Here is an 18,163-nt window from a genome sequence, read left to right as displayed (position 1 = left end):
GAGAAGCAGGCGGCCGCGGACCGAGCGGTGGTCCGGCAGCACGATGGTCGACGGATAGGGCGGGGCGAAGCCGTACTGGTCGGCGACCGCCCACGCCTCGTCGACACGTCCCCGCGCGAGCAGCGTGTCGATGAGGCCGCAGGTCGCCGACCAGTAGAGGGGAAGGCCGCGGCCGACGCGCTCGGCCAGCCGCAGGGACTCGCGCAGGTTGGTCTCCGCGTCCCGGAGCCGGCCCTGCCTGCGGTAGGCGAGGCCGAGGTAGGTGTTGGCCAGGGAGAGGTGGCCGCCGCTCCAGCCGGCGCTGGTGTAGGCGCGCAGGGCCTCGGAGAAGAGGCTCTCGGCGCGGTCGAGGCGGTCGGCGTAGGCGTAGCAGCTGCCGAGCATCATCAGCAGTTCGAGGCCCCACTCGGTGTCGGTCCAGCCGAGGCCGGGGGCGAGGCGGCCGTTGACGAGGGCGCGGTCGCACAGTTCGGCGACCTCCTCGGCGTTCTCGCCGTGCGTCATCGCGTCGAAACCGCGCAGGATCAGCAGGGTGCGTTCGGCGTTGTCGCGGCCGGTGCAGGTGCCGGCGAGGTCGGCGAGGCGCTGGGAGCGGCCGGGTGCGGCGGTCTCGCCGTGGACGCCCTCCCACATGAACTGCACGGCCTGCAGGCGCATCCGCGCGGGGCCGGGTTCGTGGCGGGCGGCCTCGGCCTCGACGGTGCGGACGGCCTCTTCGAGCTGGTCGTTGTGGAGCAGGGCCTGGGAGAGGCGGAAGACGGCGTCGACGCGTTCGGCGCCGTCGAGGCCGGGCATGGCGAGCGCGGTCTGGAGGTGGTCGATGGTGGTGGCGGGCGCGGTGAGGAGCGTGGCGCAGCCGAGTTCGTAGAGGACGCGCGCGTGGCTCTCGGGCAGGGGCGGTTCGAGCAGGGCGCGTTCCAGGCAGCGGCGGGCCGCGTCGGGGGCGCCGACGGAGAGGTGTTCCTGGGCGGCCTCGCGCAGCTGGTCGACGAGTTCCTGGTCGTCCTCGGGGTGGACGTAGAGGAGGTGGCGGGAGGCCGCGGCGGCTCCGCGGCCCAGTTCGGTGACGATCTGGGCGGCGATGCCGTGCATGGCGGTGCACAGGGCGTCCGGGATGGAGTTGTAGACGGCGGAGGCGATCAGGGGATGGACGAACTCCAGGTCGCCGTCCTCGCCGCGGCCGGCCGCCGGGTCGGGTTCGGTGAGGATGCGGGCGTGGCGCAGCAGTTCGGCGCAGCGCTCGGCGTCGTCGAGGTTCATGGTGGCGAGCCGGGCGACCAGGCGCACGGTGATGCCGGTGCCGAGGATGGCGGCCGCCCAGGCGAAGCGGGTGGCGTCGATGCCGAGGCCTTCGAGGCGGGCGACGAGTCCGCCGCCGCGGGCCGCCTGGTTCAGGCGGCGCAGTTCTTCGGCGTGGGCCTCGACCGGGGCGATCTCGCTGTCGTGCACCTTGGCGAGCAGTTCGACGGTCTCGTACGGGTTGCCACCGGTGACGGCCCAGACCTCGCGGCAGAAGGGGGCGTCGGCGTGGGCGCCGAGGGTGGCGCGGGTGAGGCCGGCGGTGGCGTCGGGGGTGAGGGCGCGCAGGTTGGTGAGGGGGTGGCCCGCGGCGGCGGCGACGGTGTCGAGGAGGCGGGCGCTGTCGCCGGTGGCGTCGCCGGGCCTGCGGGCGACCACGACGAGGACGGGCAGGTCGTCGAGGCGCTCGATGAACGCGGCGAGCCAGCGCAGGGTTTCGAGGTCGGCCCAGTGCGCGTCGTCGATCAGCAGGACGAGCGGCCAATCGCGCCGGGCGAGGCGGCGTACGGCGGCGACCAGGCCGTCGCACACGCCCTGCGGGTCGGGGCGGCGGTCGCCGGGGTCCGCTATGCCGAGGGCGGGGCCGGCGATGCCGTACCAGTCGCCGAGGTACTCGCGGGCCTCGTCGGGCAGCAGGGAGATCAGCGCGGGCTGGAGCAGTTGGCGTACGACGTTGAAGGGGACGGACCGGAGTGTCTCGCCGCCGCGGGTGGACCACACCGTGCAGCCGCGCTCCTCGGCGAGGCGGCGGGTGTGGGCGAGGAGCGCGGTCTTGCCGAGTCCGGCCTCGCCGCGGAGGACCAGCACGTTCCCCGAGGAGGAGCGGTCGGCGCACAGGGCGTCGAGTGCCTGCGTGACGGCCGCGATCTCCTCGTCGCGCTCCCACAGGGAAGCCGAGGCGGCCGCTCGGGGCCGTTCCTCCGTCATCCCGGTACCTCCCCAAGTCGCCCGAACGACGTACGGGTCTCGAGCCTAGCCGTACGCCCGGGTAAGCGGAGGGCTGTCCGGGCACCTATTGCCGTGACGGGTGACCGGGGGTGCGGCCGGGCGACGCGGTCCGGCCGGGAACCGGTCGCGAAGGAGTGACGGACAGTCAAAGGCGTTGCCATGAAGCAGATTTACGAGGATCCTGCGTCGGTCGGCCACAGACCGTCGGTGCGTGCGCTCGCCGCCGGGTCGGTGGGCAACTTCATCGAGTGGTACGAGTTCGGTGTCTACGGCTACTTCGCCACGGTGATCGCGGAACGGTTCTTCACGCCGGCCGGCGGCGGCACGGTCGAGGGGCTGGTGAAGACGTACGCCTCCTTCGCGCTGGCGTTCTTCTTCCGGCCGGTCGGCGCGGCCCTGTTCGGGCGGCTCGGGGACCGGATCGGGCGGCGGCCGGTGCTGATCCTGGTGATCACGCTGATGACGGGGGCGACGGCGCTGATCGGTCTGCTGCCGACGTACGCCACGGTGGGGGTGCTGGCGCCGTGGCTGCTGACGCTGCTCCGGGTTCTGCAAGGCCTGTCAGCCGGTGGGGAGTTCGGGGGCGCGGTCGCGGTGATGACCGAGTTCGCGCCGCCGGGCAGGCGGGGGCTGTACGGGGCGTGGCAGTCGTTCACCGTGGCGCTCGGGCTGCTGGGCGGGGCGGGGGTGGCGGCGGCACTGGCGAGTGTGCTGACCGAGGCCCAACTCAGCGCGTGGGGTTGGCGGTTGCCGTTCCTGTTGGCGCTGCCGATGGGTCTTGGGGCGTTGTGGCTGCGGTTGCGACTGGACGAGACGCCGCCGTTCAGGGAGCAGACGGAGACGGCCGAGACGCTCCCCGCGCGGGACGTGGTGTGGGCCGTGGCGCTGGGTGCCGGGCGGGTGATGGGCTGGGCGGCGGCCGGGTACGCCTTCCTGGTCGTCCTGCCGTCGTACCTCCAGACGGCGCTGCACGCGACGTTCCGGGAGGCGCTGGCCGCGACCGTGCTGGCCAATCTCGGCTTCGCCGTGACGATCATCCCGGCGGGGGTGCTGAGTGACCGGGTCGGGCGGCGGCCGGTGATGCTGACCGGGGCCGGGCTGGTGGTGGTCCTGGCGGTGCCGCTGCTCAACCTCCTTCAGGACGGCGGTTCTTCGACGTCGGTGAAGGGGCTGGCGGTGTTCCTCGCGGGCGCGGTCGTGGGGCTGATGGCCGGGCCGGGGCCCGCGCTGCTCGCCGAGATGTTCCCGACACGGGTGCGCTGTACGGGTCTCGGACTGGCCTACTCGCTGTCCAATGCCGTGTTCTCGGGGTGCGCGGGGCTCATCATCACGGAGGCCGTGAAGCGGACCGGGAACGTGGACGTGCCCGCGTACTACGCGGCGGCGGCGTGCGCGGTGAGCATGCTCGCCCTCTTCAAGAGCGGTGTGGGAAAGGCGGGTTGGACGGATGCTGGTGATCGGCCTGATGTCGGGGACGTCGTACGACGGCATTGACGCGGCGGCGGCCGAGCTGCGCCTCGCGGGGGACGCGCTCGTCCTGAAGCCGCTGGGGATGGCGAGCGAGCCGTACGACGCCGGGCTGCGGGGGCTGCTGGCGGGGGCGCTGCCCCCGGCGGCGGTACCGCTGGCGGACGTGTGCCGGCTGGACACCCGGATCGGGCAGGCGTTCGCGGCGGCGGCCGCCCGGGCGAACGCCGAACTGTGCGGCGGGCAAGCGGAGTTGGTCGCCTCGCACGGGCAGACGGTCTACCACTGGGTGGACGGCGGGCGGGTGCGCGGCACGTTGCAGCTGGGGCAGCCCGCCTGGATCGCCGAGGCGACCGGGCTGCCCGTCGTCGCCGACTTCCGTCCGCGGGACGTGGCGGCGGGGGGCCAGGGCGCGCCGCTGGTCAGCCTGGTCGATCTGCTGTGGCTGCGGGGCAGGCCGGGGACGCCGGTCGCGCTGAACATCGGCGGGATCGCCAACCTCACCGCGCCCGACGGGACGGCCTTCGACACGGGTCCGGGGTGTGCGCTGACGGACGCGGCGGCGCGCGAGGTCAGCGGAGGGCGGCTGGCGTACGACGCCGACGGCGCCCTGGCCGCGCGCGGCCGGGTGCACGGGCCGCTGCTGGAACGGCTGCTCGCGGACCCGTACTACTCGCGTCCCGCGCCCAAGACCACCGGCAAGGAGCTGTTCCACCCCGGCTATCTGCGGACGACGGCCGGTGCGGAGGCGCTGTCCGGCGTACCCGCCGAGGACATCCTGGCCACACTCACCGAGCTGACCGCCCGCACGATCGCGGACGCCGTACGGTCGGTGTCGGCCACGGAGGTCGTCGCCTCCGGAGGCGGCACCCGCAACCCGGCCCTGATGCACCGCCTCCGCGCCCGGCTCCCCGGCATCCCCGTGCGCACCTCGGACGACCTGGGCCTGCCCTCGGCGGCGAAGGAGGCGTACGCGTTCGCTGTGCTGGGCTTCCTCACACTGCACGGCCTCGCCGGCACGGACCCCGTCAGCACGGGCGCCCGCCATCCGAGCATCCTGGGCTCGGTGACGCCTGGCCGCGGCGGGTTGCGGTTGCCTGGACGCGCGGAACGGCAGCCGGTGCGGCTGGAGTTGGAATGAAAGCCCTCGTCGCGACCTGAAATCAGCCCCGCCGCCGCCCTCTTGCCCGGTCCTCCTGTCCGCCGCTCGCCCCCGCCTCATACGGTGGGGGCATGACGCAGGTGACTCCTCCCGGGTGGTATCCCGACCCCGGTCAGACGAAAGACGCTCCGCCCACCGAGCGCTGGTGGGACGGCTCGGCCTGGACAGGGCGGACGCGGCCCGTCCAGGCGGTGGCCGACGCATGGGGGCCGCCGGCGTCCGCGTCGGGGGCCGCCGGAGCGTATCCGGCAGGTCCGAGATATCCCGCGTACCCGGCGTATCCCGTGCGGCCGCCCGTCGAGTCCCGGCGTGTGGTGCGGGTGGGGATAGGTGTCACGGCGGCCGTGGTGCTGCTGGCGTGCATAGGCGCCGGCGTGTACGGGCTCGTCGCGAGCGGCGGGGAGGAGCGGGCCGGGGCTCGGCAGGGGCCCAGCGGCTACGGCGCCGAATCGCCGTCGCCGGAGCTGACCGGGGCGCCGACGATCAAGGGCGGCGGCACGGTGCCGGACCAGGTCAACGGGATCAGCGTGCCGGTGCCGGACGGCTGGACGGGGCGGTCGAGCGCCGCGGGCGCGCAGCTGGCGTCGGGTGACACGTACCGGTGTCCGGGCGACACCGCCACGACCTGTACCGCCGGAGGGGCCTACTCGGCGCCCGCGGTGGCGCTGGGGACCAAGGGGTCGACGGCCGAGCAGGTGGCCAAGGCGGACATCGCGGCGAACGCCGAGGAGTCGTACGGCGGCAAGGCCTATGGGCGGATCACCTCGCACAAGGTGCTGGCGTCCAGGGCGGTGGCGGTGGCCGGGCAGCGCGGCTACCTGGTGCGGTGGCGGGCGGTGACCAGCAAGGGGGCCGACGGCTATGTGGAGTCGCTCGCGTTCCCGTCGCCCTCGGACGCGGACCAGCTGGTCCTGGTGCGGTTCGGGGTCGACGCCGGGCGCCCGGCCTCGGTGATCGACCAGATCACGCGGGGCATCAAGGCCTCGTCGGGCGGGGGCGTCGGCGAGAACGTCTGACCCGGGACGCGGGAAAGGCGGCCGGGCGGGAAGACGGCCGGGCGGGGCACCTCTCCGCTCAAGAGGTGCCCCGCCCGGCCGGGGGGTGCGCGCCGCCCCCGTCCCCACGGTGCGGCGCGGGCAGATCACCGTCCTGTCATCCCGTGGACGGTGACCTGAGTCTCACGTCAGTCCGAGCGCGGGAAGCACGGCGGCCTCCACGAACCGGACGAGGTACTCGGAGTCGGCGTACTGCCCGCTCAGCACGGGCCGTACGCGCAGGACGCCGAACATCATGGCCGGGACGTACTCCAGTGCCGGATGGTCGGCCGGCAGCTCGCCCCGCTCGACGCCGCGCCGGATCATCTCCTGGAGCGCGGCGATCTCGGGATCGACGAGCGCCTCGCGCAGCGCCTCCTGGAGCTCGGGATCCGAGGTGACCGCGTGCCCCAGCGCCTGGAGCAGCTTGGTGTCCTTGCCCGACCAGGCGCCCGAGATCCGGGCCGCCTGCCGCAGGTCCTCGGCGAGCGATCCGGTGTCGATGTGTCCGAAGCGCACCGTGCGGTTGGCGCGCAGCGCCGCGGCGACGAACTGCGGCTTCGTCTTCCACTGCCGGTAGAGCGTGGACTTGCTGCACCGCGTGCTGGCGGCGATGCCGTCCATGGTGACGGAGTCGTAGCCGCACTCGCGGATCTGCTCGAGCACGGCGTCGAAGAACTCCCGCTCACGCTCGGGCGTGATCTTGGAGCGGCGCGACGCGGCGGCCGTCTCCGGTCCGTCCGCGGCCTGCGACGTCATGCTCTTCTCCTCACTCGGGGCGATTCCTAAGCGATACGCATTCATCGATACGCCAGTGTACCGGTACCGGACAGTACCGGTACTTGCTCGTATCGGTACTCACTCGTATCGGTACACTGGTGTATCGGTACGGAAACGTATCGAGGGATCGGACCAGGGAAGGGACCCGTGGATGAAAGGCCAAGCCGAGCCGGGTGACATAGCCCGGCCGCCGCTCGTCCGGGAGTTTCTGCTCGTCGCGGGACTCTTCCTCGTCTACAAACTGGGCCGGCAGCTGGCCACGGGCCACCCCGGGGAGGCCCTCGACCACGGGCATGACGTGTGGGACCTGGAACGGTCCCTGCACCTGCCCGGCGAGGGTTCCGTCCAGTCCGCGCTGCTGCACGACCACACCGCCGTCCAGCTGGCGAACACCTACTACGCGACCGTTCACTTCCCGGCCACCCTGGCCTTCCTGGTCTGGCTGTACCTGCGGCGTCCCGCGCACTACGTCTGGGCCCGCCGGGTCCTCGCGGTGGTCACCTCCGCCGCTCTCGTACTGCCCTTCACGTTCCCCCTGGCCCCGCCACGCATGCTGGCCTCCACGGGTCTGGTGGACACGGGCCGGGTGTACGGGCCGTCGGTGTACGGACCACCGGCCACCGACCACCTCTCCAACCAGTACGCGGCGATGCCGTCGCTGCACTTCGGCTGGGCCCTGATGGTGGCGGTCGGCCTGATCGCGGCAACCCGCTCGCCCTGGCGCGCGCTGTGGCTGCTGCACCCGCTGATCACACTGGCGGTGATCGTCGGGACGGCGAACCACTACTGGCTCGACTCGATCGCGGCGACGGCGATGCTGGGCACCGCCCTCGCGGTGGTCCACGGCCCGCATCGCACGGCGAGCACGGCGGGACGTGCCACGCGCACCCTCGTTCCCGGGGAGCAGGTCGAGCAGGTCCTGGCGGGGGTGGGCCGATGAGCACCCTCCTCGCCACCCTCGTCGCCGTCGCGCTGTCGCTGGTCTCGGCCGTCGCCTACGCGGCCGCCGCCGTCGCCCAGGAGCGGCTCGCCGCCCGCGACCACGGCTCGGGTCTGCTGCGGCTGATCGGCACCGGCGCCTGGTGGTCCTCGGTCGGGCTGAACGCGGGCGGTGCGCTGCTGCACGTGGTGGCGCTGAAGTACGGTCCGCTGACCGTCGTACAGCCGCTGGGCGCGCTCACCCTGGTCGCGGCGGTGCCGATGGGGGCGCGGGCGGCCGGACGGCGGGTCGGCGGGGCCGAGTGGCGGGGTACGGCCCTGACGCTGCTCGGGCTGGGGGCGCTGCTGGTCAGCGCGTCCGGTCCGGCGCCCGAGCGGGTGCTGACCCTGCCCGAGGCGCTGGCCGTCGCGGGCGCGACCACGGCCCTGATCGGCATGCTGTCGCGGCCCGGTGCGCGGCCGGGCCTGCGGCACGCGACGGCGTCCGGAGTCGCCTCGGGTGTGGCCTCGGCGCTCACCCAGACGGTGACGGTGGCGGCGACGGACCGTACCGGTCCGGGGCCCGGCCTCGGGGCGATCGTGGTGGCGCTGCTCGTCGCCGCGATGGCCGCCTGCGGACTGCTGCTGGCGCAGACGGCGTACCGCGGCGGGCTCGGCGCCCCACTGGCTGTGGTGACCCTGGCCAACCCGGTGGCGGCCGCGGTGATCGGACTGACGCTGCTCGGACAGGGGCTGCGTGGCGGCGCCCTCGGTGTGCTGCTGGCGGCGATCGGGGCGGTGATCGCGGCCTGGGGCGTCCTGGTGCTGACGCGGGTGCCGCCGGCCGCCCCCGCACAGGAGGAGACCGACGACGAGCACCCGGTGGCGGCCGTGCTGGCGCTCAGGCCGGAGACGGCGGCCGCGGAACCGGCGTTGGTGCCCCGGCAGCCGGAGCCCGAGCCCAAGCCCGAGCCCGGACATCTCACCGCGCTGTAGTCCTCACGCCGCAGTCCTCGGGAAACGGGACGGCGGCCGGTGCCCCGCGAAGCTCGCAGGCACCGGCCGCCGTCCCGTTTCGCGTACCGGCATCGGCTCAGCCCCAGCCGCGCGCGTCCTGCTTGAGGGCGGTGTCGACGGTGAGAGCGGTCGCGACCACGAGGCTCAGCAGCGGGTCGGGGAGCTGGTAGTGGATCTGGAGGACGTAGTTGTCCGCAGTCGTGAACAGCGTCTTGGCGAGGCCTTCCCAGGTCTTGGTGATCCGGGCGACCTCGGTGTCCGCGTGGTCGACGATGGAGAAGTTCCACGCCCGCCAGTTCTCCGCCCTGATCGCGCCGACCTTCTGGCCGTTCACGTTCAGCGCGAAGTTGATCTTCCCGATCATGTTCTGCTGGACGATCTCCCCCACCGGCGAGCCGTCCGGACGCGTCACGATCACCCGGGACTTGAAGATCTTCGCGGGCCGGGTCAGCAGCAGCACCGGCCGGCCGTGGGCGTCCCGGATCTCCAGCTTGTGCGTCATGAACTGGTCGAGACTGGAGACCAGGCGCAGCAGCTTCTTGAACGCGTTCTGGCCGACCTGGACGACAGAGCCGAGGTCGCGGCCCTGCTGATCCATGACCTTGTACTCGTTGGTGAGCTCGATCAGCTTGGCCTTCTGGTTCACCACCAGTACCGGCTCGCTGAACAGCGTCCCGCCGCCCGCGCCGCCGGCGGTGACCCCGGCCTCCTGCCGCACCTGGCGCTGCACGCGCGGGTCGCCCGCGGGCTGCGCGGGGAAGCCGGCCGCCGGGGGCGCGCCCACCGCGGCGGCCGGCTGCGGACCGGCGGCCTGCGCGACGGCCGGCTGCGGGGCGGGAGCGCCCTGCGGGGCCGGGTTCGTGTGGTCGGTCCACCGCGCCCCGTCCCAGTAGCGGACGGTCTGCGGCGCCCCGTGCGGATCCGGGTACCAGCCTGCGGGAGGGTTCGATTGCGTGGTCACCGGGGCACACTATCTTGGCCTGACGGGTACCTGATCAATGCCCGCACCCCGGTGTTCATCCCCGGTTGTTCACCGCCTGGTCACTCCGTCACGATCGCCGGGTCGCTCACACCGGCTCGCCCGTTCTCGACGTGTCCGGCGAACCGGCGCACGAAGTCCGGGTCGGCATCGGACGTGACCGTGAGGTCGTACCAGCGCTTGCTCGCCGACAGGTCCACGGTGTGCCGCACGGCCGTCCCGGCCCGCACGGTGACTGTCTGCGGCCGGCCGCCGTACCCGTCGGTCAGCGTCAACCGCACCGCGCCGGAGCCCTTGTTGGTGAGGGTGAGCTCGACGTCGTCGCCGACGTGTCGTGCGGTCACCTCGCATCCGGCGGCCCTCTCGGCGCCCTTGAAGACGCGCAGGAAGCCGTTGGGACCCTGCACGGTCAGGTCGTACGAGCCCGCCGACAGCGCCGAGTTCCAGGTGTCGGAGACGGACGCGCCGGCCTCGGTGGTGTAACTCCAGGGTCCGTCGGCGCGGTTGCCCGAGGTGACGAGGAAGGCGGCGCCGGCGTGCGTGCCGGAGGCGAAGGTGAGGCGGAACGCCCCTGCCGCCGGATCGGCCGAACCGTCCACCACCGGGGCGTACTTGAGCGGGCGGGTCGGGCGCGAGCCGCGCTCCTGCCTGGGCATCACCGGGTTGGCGGGCGGGGTGGGGACGTAGTCGGGATGGCGGTCGTGGTCCGGCGGCCGGTACCCCTCGGTGTCCGGGAGTGCGGCCGGCGCGGTGTCCTGGCCGGAGAAGTCGAACGCGGCGGTCAGGTCGCCGCAGATCGCGCGCCGCCAGGGCGAGATGTTCGGCTCGTGCACGCCGAAGCGGCGCTCCATGAACCGGATGATCGAGGTGTGGTCGAGGGTCTCGGAGCAGACGAAGCCGCCCTTGCTCCACGGGGAGACGACCAGCATCGGCACCCGCTGCCCCAGCCCGTAGGCGCCGGGGACATGGGTGGCGTCGCCCTTGAACAGGTCAGGCCCGACGTCGACCGTCGACCTGCCCTGGGTGGCGGAGGCCGGCGGGAACGGCGGGATCACATGGTCGAAGAAGCCGTCGTTCTCGTCGTACGTGATGAACAGGGCCGTCTTCGCCCACACCTCAGGGTTGGAAGTGAGCGCGTCGATGACCTGGGAGATGTACCAGGCGCCGTAGTTCGCGGGCCAGTTCGGGTGCTCCGTGAAGGCCTCGGGGGCGACGACCCAGGAGATCTGCGGCAGCTTGCCGCCCTTGACGTCGGCCTTCAGCTGGTCGAAGAACCCCTCGCCCTTGCGTGCGTCGGTGCCGGTGCGGGCCTTGTCGTAGAGCGGGTCGCCGGGCTGGGCGTTCTGGTACTGCTTGAAGTAGAGCAGCGAGTTGTCACCGTAGTTGCCGCGGTACGCGTCCTCGATCCAGCCCCAACCGCCGTTCGCGTCCAGGCCGTTGCCCGTGTCCTGGTAGATCTTCCAGGAGACCCCGGCCTGCTCCAGGCGCTCCGGGTACGTCGTCCAGCTGTAGCCCGCCTCGTCGTTGCCGAGGACGGGCCCGCCGCCCTGGCCGTCGTTGCCCGTGTAGCCCGTCCACATGTAGTAGCGGTTCGGGTCGGTCGAGCCGATGAACGAGCAGTGGTAGGCGTCACAGAGGGTGAACGCGTCGGCGAGCGCGTAGTGGAACGGGATGTCGTCGCGCTTCAGGTACGCCATCGTCGTCGACGACTTGGCGGGCACCCACTTGTCGTACCGGCCCTCGGCGAAGGCGACGTGCCCGTCGTTCCAGCCGTGCGGAAGGTCCTGGATGAACGCCAGACCCAGATCGTCGGCGTCGGGGTGGAAGGGCAGGATGTCCTTGGTGCCGTCCGACTGGTGCCAGACCGGCTTGCCGTTCGGCAACTTCGCCGGGCGCGGGTCGCCGAAGCCGCGAACGCCGCCGAGCGAGCCGAAGTAGTGGTCGAAGGAGCGGTTCTCCTGCATCAGGACGACGATGTGCTCGACGTCCTCGATGGAGCCCGTACGCCGGTTCGCGGGCAGCGCGGCGGCACGCTCGATGCTGCCGGACAGCGCCGTGAACGCCGCGGTGGCGCCCGCGAGCTGGAGGAATCTACGCCGATTGGTCTCGGGCATGGGTGAGGGGCCTCTCATCCTGACGTGCGGGGCTGGCCGGAACATGACGGAATGCGTGCGGGGTGAGTGTTGCAAGCGCGACAAACGTCAGGGAAGAGGCTGATGTCGCTGAAGTGACGGTCGGCGGTCGATGGAGTCCGTGGGGCATGAGACGTGAGGTGTGCCGCAGGCGCTTCACGGGGATGGCCGGAACATGACGCAGACGACGCGCACGGCTCCTCCGCCGACCAAACGCCCCGTACGCCAGCTCCTCGCCGCCTCCGTGGGCAACGCGGTGGAGTGGTACGACTGGTACGCCTACACGTTCCTGGCCACCTACATCGCCGCCGCGGTCTTCCCGAAGAGCGCGGACAACTCCCTGGTACCGCTGCTGTCCACGTTCGCCGTCTTCGCGGTCGGCTTCTTCATGCGCCCGGTCGGCGGGCTGCTCATGGGCGCCATCGCGGACCGCCGCGGACGGCGCACCGCCCTCACCGTCACCATCCTGCTGATGGGCGGCAGCAGCCTGCTGGTCGGGCTGACCCCGACCTACGCCGCGACGGGCGTCCTCGCGCCGGTCGTCCTGGTCGTCGCCCGGCTGCTCCAAGGCCTGTCCGTGGGCGGTGAGTTCGCGGCCTCGACGACCTTCCTGGTCGAGTCGGCACGGCCCGGCCGGCGCGGGCTGTTCTCCAGCTTCCAGTACGTGTCGACGACGGCCGGGCAGCTCGTGGCGTCCGGCATCGCGACGCTGCTCGTGGACACGCTGAGCGGAGGGCAGATGGACGGCTGGGGCTGGCGGGTCCCCTTCGTGCTCGGCGGTGTGCTCAGCCTGGTGGGCTTCTGGATCCGGCAGGGCGCGCAGGAGACCAGAAGCACCGAACAGCAACAGGGTCCGAGGCCGGGCGTGTTCGAGGCGCTGCGCCGCCATCCGCGCGAGTCCCTGCTGATCTGCGGCATCACGGCGGGCGGCACCATCGCCTACTACACCTGGACCTCGTACCTGCCGACGTACGCCGAACTCAACGCCGGCATAGCCAAGTCGGACGCGCTGCTCGCGGGCACCATCTCGCTGGCGTTCTTCGGTCTGCTCCAGCCGGTCGGCGGCCTGCTCTCCGACCGCTTCGGCCGACGTCCGGTGCTCCTCTTCTTCGGGCTGGGATTCGCCCTGCTGGCCGTCCCGCTGCTGCACGCCCTGCGCGACTCGTTCGCGGTGCTGCTGCTCGTGCAGTGCGCGGGCATGGTGCTGCTGACCGGCTTCACCTCGATCAGCGCCGCCGTGAACGCGGAGACTTTCCCGCCCCGGGTGCGCGCGGCCGGCATCGGCTTCCCCTACTCGCTGACGGTCGCCATGTTCGGCGGGACGGCCCCGTACATCGGGACGCTCTTCAAGGACCTGGGCCACACGGACCTCTTCCCCTGGTACGTCGCCGCCCTGTGCCTCGTGTCCTCGCTGGTGTACCTGCGGCTGCCGGAGACGGCGCACACGGAACTGCGTCGCTGAGCGAACGGAGGACGGCGGCGGGCCGCCGTCCTCCGCGGCTACACCCGGCTCCCGGTCGCCGTGTCCGCCGACAGCCGCTGGGCGACGTAGATCGGGATCACGGACAGCAGGACGAGCACCGCCGCCACGACGTTGACCACCGGCGCCTGCTGCGGGCGGGTCATGTTCTCGAAGATCCAGATGGGCAGGGTCTGGACGCCGGGGCCCGCGGTGAACGTGGTCACCACGATCTCGTCGAAGGAGAGCGCGAAGGCCAGCAGTCCGCCCGCGAACAGCGCCGAGCGCACCAGCGGGAAGGTGACGTCGACGAAGGCGCGGAAGGTGTGGGCGCCGAGGTCCATCGCCGCTTCCTCGTACGAACCGGAGGTGCGGCGCAGCCGGGCCACGACGTTGTTGAACACGACCACGATGCAGAAGGTGGCGTGGCCGACGACCACCGTGAACAGGCCGAGCCCGACGCCGAGCGGCTCGAGTACCGTGCTGAACGCGGAGTTGAGGGCGATGCCGGTGACGATGCCGGGCAGGGCGATCGGCAGGACGACCACGAAGGAGACGGCGTCGCGCCCGAAGAAGCGGTACCGGGCCACGGCGAAGGCGATCAGCGTGCCGAGCACCAGGGCGACGGCGGTGGCGCCGAGGCCCGCCTTGACGGAGGTCCACAGGGCGCTGCGGGCACCGGAGTTGTCCCAGGCGACCGACCACCAGTGCGTGGTCAGCCCGGGCGGCGGCCAGCTCGCGCTGCGGTCGGGGTTCAGGGAGTTGACGAGGACCAGCAGCAGCGGGATGTAGATCACCGCGAAGCCGGCGCCTGCGGCGGTGCGCAGCGCGATCCGGGCGGAACGGGAGAGTTGCACGGCGTACTCCTCTACAGGCTGCTCAGCGCGCCCGTGCGGCGCATCGCCAGCAGATACAGCACGATCACGACGACGGGGACCGTGCCGAGCGCTGCGGCCATGGGCAGGTTGAGTTCGATGTTGGAGTAGACGAGGTTGCCGATCAGCTGTGTCTTGCCGCCGACGATCTGCACGGTGATGTAGTCGCCGAGGCTGAGCGAGAAGGTGAAGATCGATCCGGCTGCGACGGACGGCAGCACCATCGGCAGCACGACCGAGCGGAAGGTCCGTCCGGGACGGGCGCCCAAGTCGGCTGACGCGTCGAGCACGTTGGCGGGGAGCTGCTCCAGCGCGGTGTGGATCGGCAGGATCATGTACGGCAGCCAGAGGTACGTCAGGGTCAGTACGGTGGCCGGGAGGCCGAACCCGGGTCCGCTGAGCCCGAGCGGCCTCAGCAGCCAGTCGGCGAGCCCGCCCTCGGAGAGGATCAGCCGCCAGGCGTAGACCTTGACCAGGTAACTGGCCCACAGCGGCGTGAGGATGGCGACGACGAGCAGCGGGCGCCACCTCGGGCTCGCAACGCGGGCCGTGTAGAAGGCGACCGGGAAGGCGATCACGGCGCACAGCGCGGTGACCGCGAGGGCGACGCCGACGCTGCGCAGGATCACCTGCCGGAAGACCTCGGTCGTGAACAGGGCCTGGAAGTTGTCGGTCGACCAGACCTTCACCACCTCGGAGGTGAAGGAGTCCGTCGTCCAGAACGCGGAGACGAACAAGACGGCCAGGGAGCCGAGATAGAGCACCGCGAGCCACAGCAGCGGTGCGGTGAGCAGGAGGGCGAGCCGGAGCCGCGGGCGGCGGTGCAGCAGTCCGGCGAGCCGCCGGACGGGGCTGGTGGAGCCCCGTCCGGCGGCCTGCGCGAGAACGGTCATACGGTTCAGCCCTTGATCTCGGTCCAGGCCTGGACCCACTTGGCGTACGGCACGCACTTCACGCCCGTACGGCCGTCGAGGCACTGCTCGATGGGCGTGTTCCAGAAGGCGATGCGCTTCCAGTAGGCGGTGTCGCCCGCGTGGTAGGTGGTGCAGAACCTCTTGTCGCTGGTCTCGTCACAGGCCTTCGAGTTGGCGGGGGCCTCGCCGAAGTACTCGGCGACCTGGGCGTTGACCTTCGGCGAGACGATCCAGTCGAGCCACTTGTAGGCGCAGTTGGGGTGCTTGGCCTTGGCGGAGACCATCCAGGTGTCCGACCAGCCGGTCGAACCCTCCTTGGGCACGAAGGCCTTGACCTTGGCGCCCTCGTCGGCGGCGAGGTTGGCGATGACCTGCCAGCTGGTGCCGACCACGGAGTCGCCGCTCTTGAAGGCGGAGATCTCCTTGAGGTAGTCGCTCCAGTACTCGCCGACGTATCGGTTCTGCTTCTTCAGCAGGGCGACGGCCGCGTCGAACTGCTTCTGGTCGAGCGCGTAGGGGTCCTTGATGCCCAACTCGGGCTTGGTGGCCTTGAGATAGAGCGCGGCGTCGGCGATGTAGATCGGCGAGTCGTACGCCGTCACGCGCCCCTTGTATCTGGCGGCGCCGTCGAAGACCGCGGACCATGACGTCGGGGCGGGCCTGACCTTCTGGGTGTTGTACATCAGCAGGTTGGCGCCGCGGCCGTGCGGGATGCCGTACGCCTTGCCCTTGACGGAGTTCCAGGCCTGTGTCTTCAGGTCGCCGAAGATGTCCTTGTAGTTCGGTACGAGGCCGGTGTTGACCGGTGCAGCGTCGCCGGAGGCGATGAGCCTCAGGGAGGCGTCGCCGGAGGCCGAGACGGCGTCGTACTGGCCGGTCTTCATCAGCTTGACCATCTCGTCGGAGCTGGCCGCGACCTTGGAGTTGACCTGGCAGCCGGTCTGCTTCTCGAAGTCGCTGACCCAGTCGACCTTGGGGTCGTCGGACCCGTCCTCGACGTAGCCGGCCCAGGCGATGAGGTTGACGGCGCCCTCGGTCTTGCCGAGCTTGGTCGGGGCCTTCAGGTCAGGGGGGTTGAGGCCGGTGGAGCCGGCGGAGCCGCCGCCGGAGCCGGAGGAACCGCAGGCGGTGGCGGCCAGGAGCAGTGCGGCTGCGGCGGCCGCCACCTGGAGGGGTCGAATGGGACGCACGAGGTTCTCCCTACGTCGGGTGTGGGGGCTCAGCGGGGGTCCGGGACGGCGACCGTGTGGCGGCGGTGCCACTGGAGGCGGACCCGGGTGCCGCGGTAGGCGGCGACGTCCTCGGCGGAGGTCTCCAGGTTCTGCTGGAGCGCGGTGAGGCGGCCGCCGGCGTCGAGGTCGACCAGGAGCCGGGTGGCGTCGCCCAGGTAGACGACCTCGGCGACGGTGCCGGTGGCCGTGGCGTGCTCGGGCTCGTCCGCGAGGGCGGACTCCTTCAGCACCTGGATCTTCTCCGGGCGGACGCTGTAGGTGCCGGCGGTGCCGGTGACGCGTTCGGCGGCCTCGCCGGTGATCAGGTTGGAGGTGCCGACGAAGGACGCGACGAACGGGGTGGCGGGGCGTTCGTAGACCTCGGCCGGGGTGCCGACCTGCTCGATGCGGCCCTGGTGGAAGACGGCGATGCGGTCGCTCATCGTCAGGGCCTCCTCCTGGTCGTGGGTGACGAGGACGAAGGTGATGCCCACCTCCCGCTGGATCGCCTTGAGTTCGACCTGCATCTGCTCGCGCAGCTTGAGGTCGAGCGCGCCGAGCGGCTCGTCGAGCAGCAGGACGCGGGGGCGGCCGACGAGGGCGCGGGCGAGGGCGACCCGCTGGCGCTGGCCGCCGGAGAGCTGGGTCGGGCGGCGCGAGCCGTAGCCCTCCAGGCGTACCTCGGCGAGCGCCTTGCGGGCCCGTTCGAGGCGTTCCGCCTTGGGCACCTTCTTCACCTTCAGGCCGTAGGCGACGTTCTGCTCGACCGTCATGTGCGGGAAGAGGGCGTAGTCCTGGAAGACGGTGTGGACATCCCGTTCGAAGGGGGCGAGGCCGGTGACCTCCTGGCCGGCGAGTTCGACCGTGCCCTCCGTCGGTGTCTCGAATCCGGCGATCATCCGCAGGACGGTCGTCTTGCCCGAGCCGGAGGGACCGAGCATCGAGAAGAACTCCCCGTCCCGGATCTCCAGGTCGACTCCGGTCACGGCGGCCGTCTCGCCGAAGGACTTCTTCAGGCCCTCCAGCCGGATGGCAACTCCCTTCATGCGGAACCTTTCTGGCGTTCTCAGCGGTCAGCCGGAAAGATATGAAGTCATAGTTCAAAGCTCAAGACCGCGTTCAAAGCCCAAGACCGTCTTAAGGTAAAGCTTGCGTCAATACACAAGGTGGTGACCGTGAAGCAGCAGAGGAACGGCGGTGCCCGCAGGGTCGTCTTCGCTCCGGTGGACAGCCGGGCGCGCGTGGACGCGGTCGTTCGCCGGCTCAGTGACGCCATCGAGCTCGGGCTGCTGGCCGACGGCGAGCAGCTGCCCGGCGAGAGCGAACTGGCCGCTCTGCTGGGGGTGTCCACGGTGACGCTGCGGGAGGCGCTGATGGCCCTGCGGCAGCAGGGGCTGGTCATCACCCGCCGCGGCCGGGGCGGCGGCAGCTTCGTCTCGCTGCCCGAACTCCCGGCGGACGAACGGATCAGAGCCCGGCTGCGCGGCTGGAGCACCGAGGAGCTGCGCGACCTCGGCGACCACTGGGCCGCCCTCTCCGGAGCGGCCGCCCGGCTCGCCACGCACCGCACCGAACCGGACGACCTGCTCCCCCTGCGCCGTACGGCCGAGGAGCTGACCGCGGCCGACGGCGCCGCGCCGCGCAGCCGCGTGTACGGGCGTTTCCACGTGGAGTTGGCCGCCGCCGCGCAGTCGGCCCGGCTCACCCGCGAACAGATCGCGCTCCAGACGGACGTGGGGGCACTGCTGTGTCTGGTGCTCGGGGACGACGAATATCGTGAAGAAGCCGCAGACCGTCACCGTGCCGTGATCTCGGCCGTGCAAGATGGGGCCGACGTCTTGGCCGGCACGCTGGCCGAGCGGTGCGTGCGGGAGTCGACGGCACGGCTCGTCACGGTGCGCCTGACGCTGTAGTCGTCGTCGCGCTGTAGTCGTCGCGGGTGCCGAACTCCCGTTCCGACAAACGGTT

The 18,163-nt window shown here is 71.8% G+C and carries 15 protein-coding genes (1 of these 15 cut by a window edge); 7 read left to right on the top strand and 8 right to left on the bottom strand.

Annotated features, from left to right (window positions below; all coding sequences use genetic code 11):
* A protein-coding gene (locus QFZ74_RS26770) for an AAA family ATPase (RefSeq protein ID WP_307623398.1) crosses the window boundary here: on the bottom strand, window positions 1-2,226 show its 5' portion. The gene continues 456 nt to the left of window position 1, outside the view; the window shows 2,226 of its 2,682 coding nt (coding positions 1-2,226); it begins with the start codon at window positions 2,224-2,226; its stop codon lies off the left edge, out of view.
* Between the two features lie 180 nt (window positions 2,227-2,406).
* Between QFZ74_RS26770 and QFZ74_RS26765 the strand changes: the two genes are divergently transcribed.
* The 3 genes from QFZ74_RS26765 (at window position 2,407) to QFZ74_RS26755 (ending at window position 5,892) form a co-directional block, all read left to right on the top strand.
* Window positions 2,407-3,741 carry an MFS transporter gene (locus QFZ74_RS26765; protein WP_307623397.1) on the top strand — a complete coding sequence of 445 codons (1,335 nt, stop codon included), beginning with the start codon at window positions 2,407-2,409 and terminating at the stop codon, window positions 3,739-3,741.
* On the top strand, window positions 3,695-4,855 hold the full coding sequence (locus QFZ74_RS26760; protein WP_307623396.1) for an anhydro-N-acetylmuramic acid kinase: 1,161 nt from the start codon (window positions 3,695-3,697) through the stop codon (window positions 4,853-4,855). The genes QFZ74_RS26765 and QFZ74_RS26760 overlap by 47 nt, the downstream gene beginning before the upstream one ends.
* A gap of 92 nt (window positions 4,856-4,947) precedes the next feature.
* Window positions 4,948-5,892, top strand: coding sequence for a DUF2510 domain-containing protein (locus QFZ74_RS26755; protein WP_307623395.1), 945 nt, complete (start codon window positions 4,948-4,950; stop codon window positions 5,890-5,892).
* A 162-nt stretch (window positions 5,893-6,054) separates the two neighbouring features.
* Here the strand turns inward: QFZ74_RS26755 and QFZ74_RS26750 are convergent, their stop codons facing one another.
* Entirely contained in the window at window positions 6,055-6,669 is a 615-nt protein-coding gene (locus QFZ74_RS26750) for a TetR/AcrR family transcriptional regulator (RefSeq protein WP_307623394.1), read from the bottom strand.
* A 172-nt stretch (window positions 6,670-6,841) separates the two neighbouring features.
* On the opposite strand from QFZ74_RS26750, the gene QFZ74_RS26745 reads away from it, so the two are divergent.
* Entirely contained in the window at window positions 6,842-7,630 is a 789-nt protein-coding gene (locus tag QFZ74_RS26745; protein WP_307623393.1) for a phosphatase PAP2 family protein, read from the top strand.
* Entirely contained in the window at window positions 7,627-8,604 is a 978-nt protein-coding gene (locus tag QFZ74_RS26740; RefSeq protein ID WP_307623392.1) for a hypothetical protein, read from the top strand. Before QFZ74_RS26745 ends, QFZ74_RS26740 begins: the two co-directional genes overlap by 4 nt.
* 97 nt (window positions 8,605-8,701) lie before the next feature.
* Here QFZ74_RS26740 and QFZ74_RS26735 read toward each other — a convergent pair whose 3' ends face one another.
* Window positions 8,702-9,586, bottom strand: a complete 885-nt coding sequence (locus QFZ74_RS26735) for a phospholipid scramblase-related protein (protein ID WP_307623391.1) — start codon at window positions 9,584-9,586, stop codon at window positions 8,702-8,704.
* Between the two features lie 80 nt (window positions 9,587-9,666).
* On the bottom strand, window positions 9,667-11,718 hold the full coding sequence (locus QFZ74_RS26730) for a phosphocholine-specific phospholipase C (RefSeq protein WP_307623390.1): 2,052 nt from the start codon (window positions 11,716-11,718) through the stop codon (window positions 9,667-9,669).
* Window positions 11,719-11,911: 193 nt separating this feature from the next.
* Between QFZ74_RS26730 and QFZ74_RS26725 the strand changes: the two genes are divergently transcribed.
* Window positions 11,912-13,198 carry an MFS transporter gene (locus tag QFZ74_RS26725; protein ID WP_307623389.1) on the top strand — a complete coding sequence of 429 codons (1,287 nt, stop codon included), beginning with the start codon at window positions 11,912-11,914 and terminating at the stop codon, window positions 13,196-13,198.
* Window positions 13,199-13,236: 38 nt separating this feature from the next.
* Here the strand turns inward: QFZ74_RS26725 and QFZ74_RS26720 are convergent, their stop codons facing one another.
* Genes QFZ74_RS26720 through QFZ74_RS26705 form a run of 4 tightly spaced genes read right to left on the bottom strand, consistent with a single transcriptional unit; the run spans window position 13,237 to window position 17,241 of the window.
* A complete protein-coding gene (locus QFZ74_RS26720) occupies window positions 13,237-14,052 on the bottom strand; it encodes an ABC transporter permease (protein WP_307623388.1) in 816 nt (271 codons plus the stop codon).
* A gap of 11 nt (window positions 14,053-14,063) precedes the next feature.
* Entirely contained in the window at window positions 14,064-14,963 is a 900-nt protein-coding gene (locus QFZ74_RS26715; RefSeq protein WP_307623387.1) for an ABC transporter permease, read from the bottom strand.
* Window positions 14,964-14,968: 5 nt separating this feature from the next.
* The gene (locus tag QFZ74_RS26710) at window positions 14,969-16,174 is read right to left on the bottom strand and encodes an ABC transporter substrate-binding protein (RefSeq protein WP_307623386.1); all 1,206 of its coding nucleotides are present in this window, start codon (window positions 16,172-16,174) and stop codon (window positions 14,969-14,971) included.
* Between the two features lie 29 nt (window positions 16,175-16,203).
* The gene (locus tag QFZ74_RS26705; RefSeq protein ID WP_307623385.1) at window positions 16,204-17,241 is read right to left on the bottom strand and encodes an ABC transporter ATP-binding protein; all 1,038 of its coding nucleotides are present in this window, start codon (window positions 17,239-17,241) and stop codon (window positions 16,204-16,206) included.
* Window positions 17,242-17,370: 129 nt separating this feature from the next.
* Here QFZ74_RS26705 and QFZ74_RS26700 point away from each other — a divergent pair, with 129 nt between their 5' ends.
* Window positions 17,371-18,108 carry a FadR/GntR family transcriptional regulator gene (locus tag QFZ74_RS26700; protein ID WP_307623384.1) on the top strand — a complete coding sequence of 246 codons (738 nt, stop codon included), beginning with the start codon at window positions 17,371-17,373 and terminating at the stop codon, window positions 18,106-18,108.
* The last annotated feature ends 55 nt before the right edge of the window (window positions 18,109-18,163 follow it).

The sequence above is a fragment of the Streptomyces sp. V3I7 genome, assembly GCF_030817495.1.
Lineage (GTDB): Bacteria > Actinomycetota > Actinomycetes > Streptomycetales > Streptomycetaceae > Streptomyces.
This window is presented reverse-complemented; position numbering and strand designations above follow the sequence as displayed.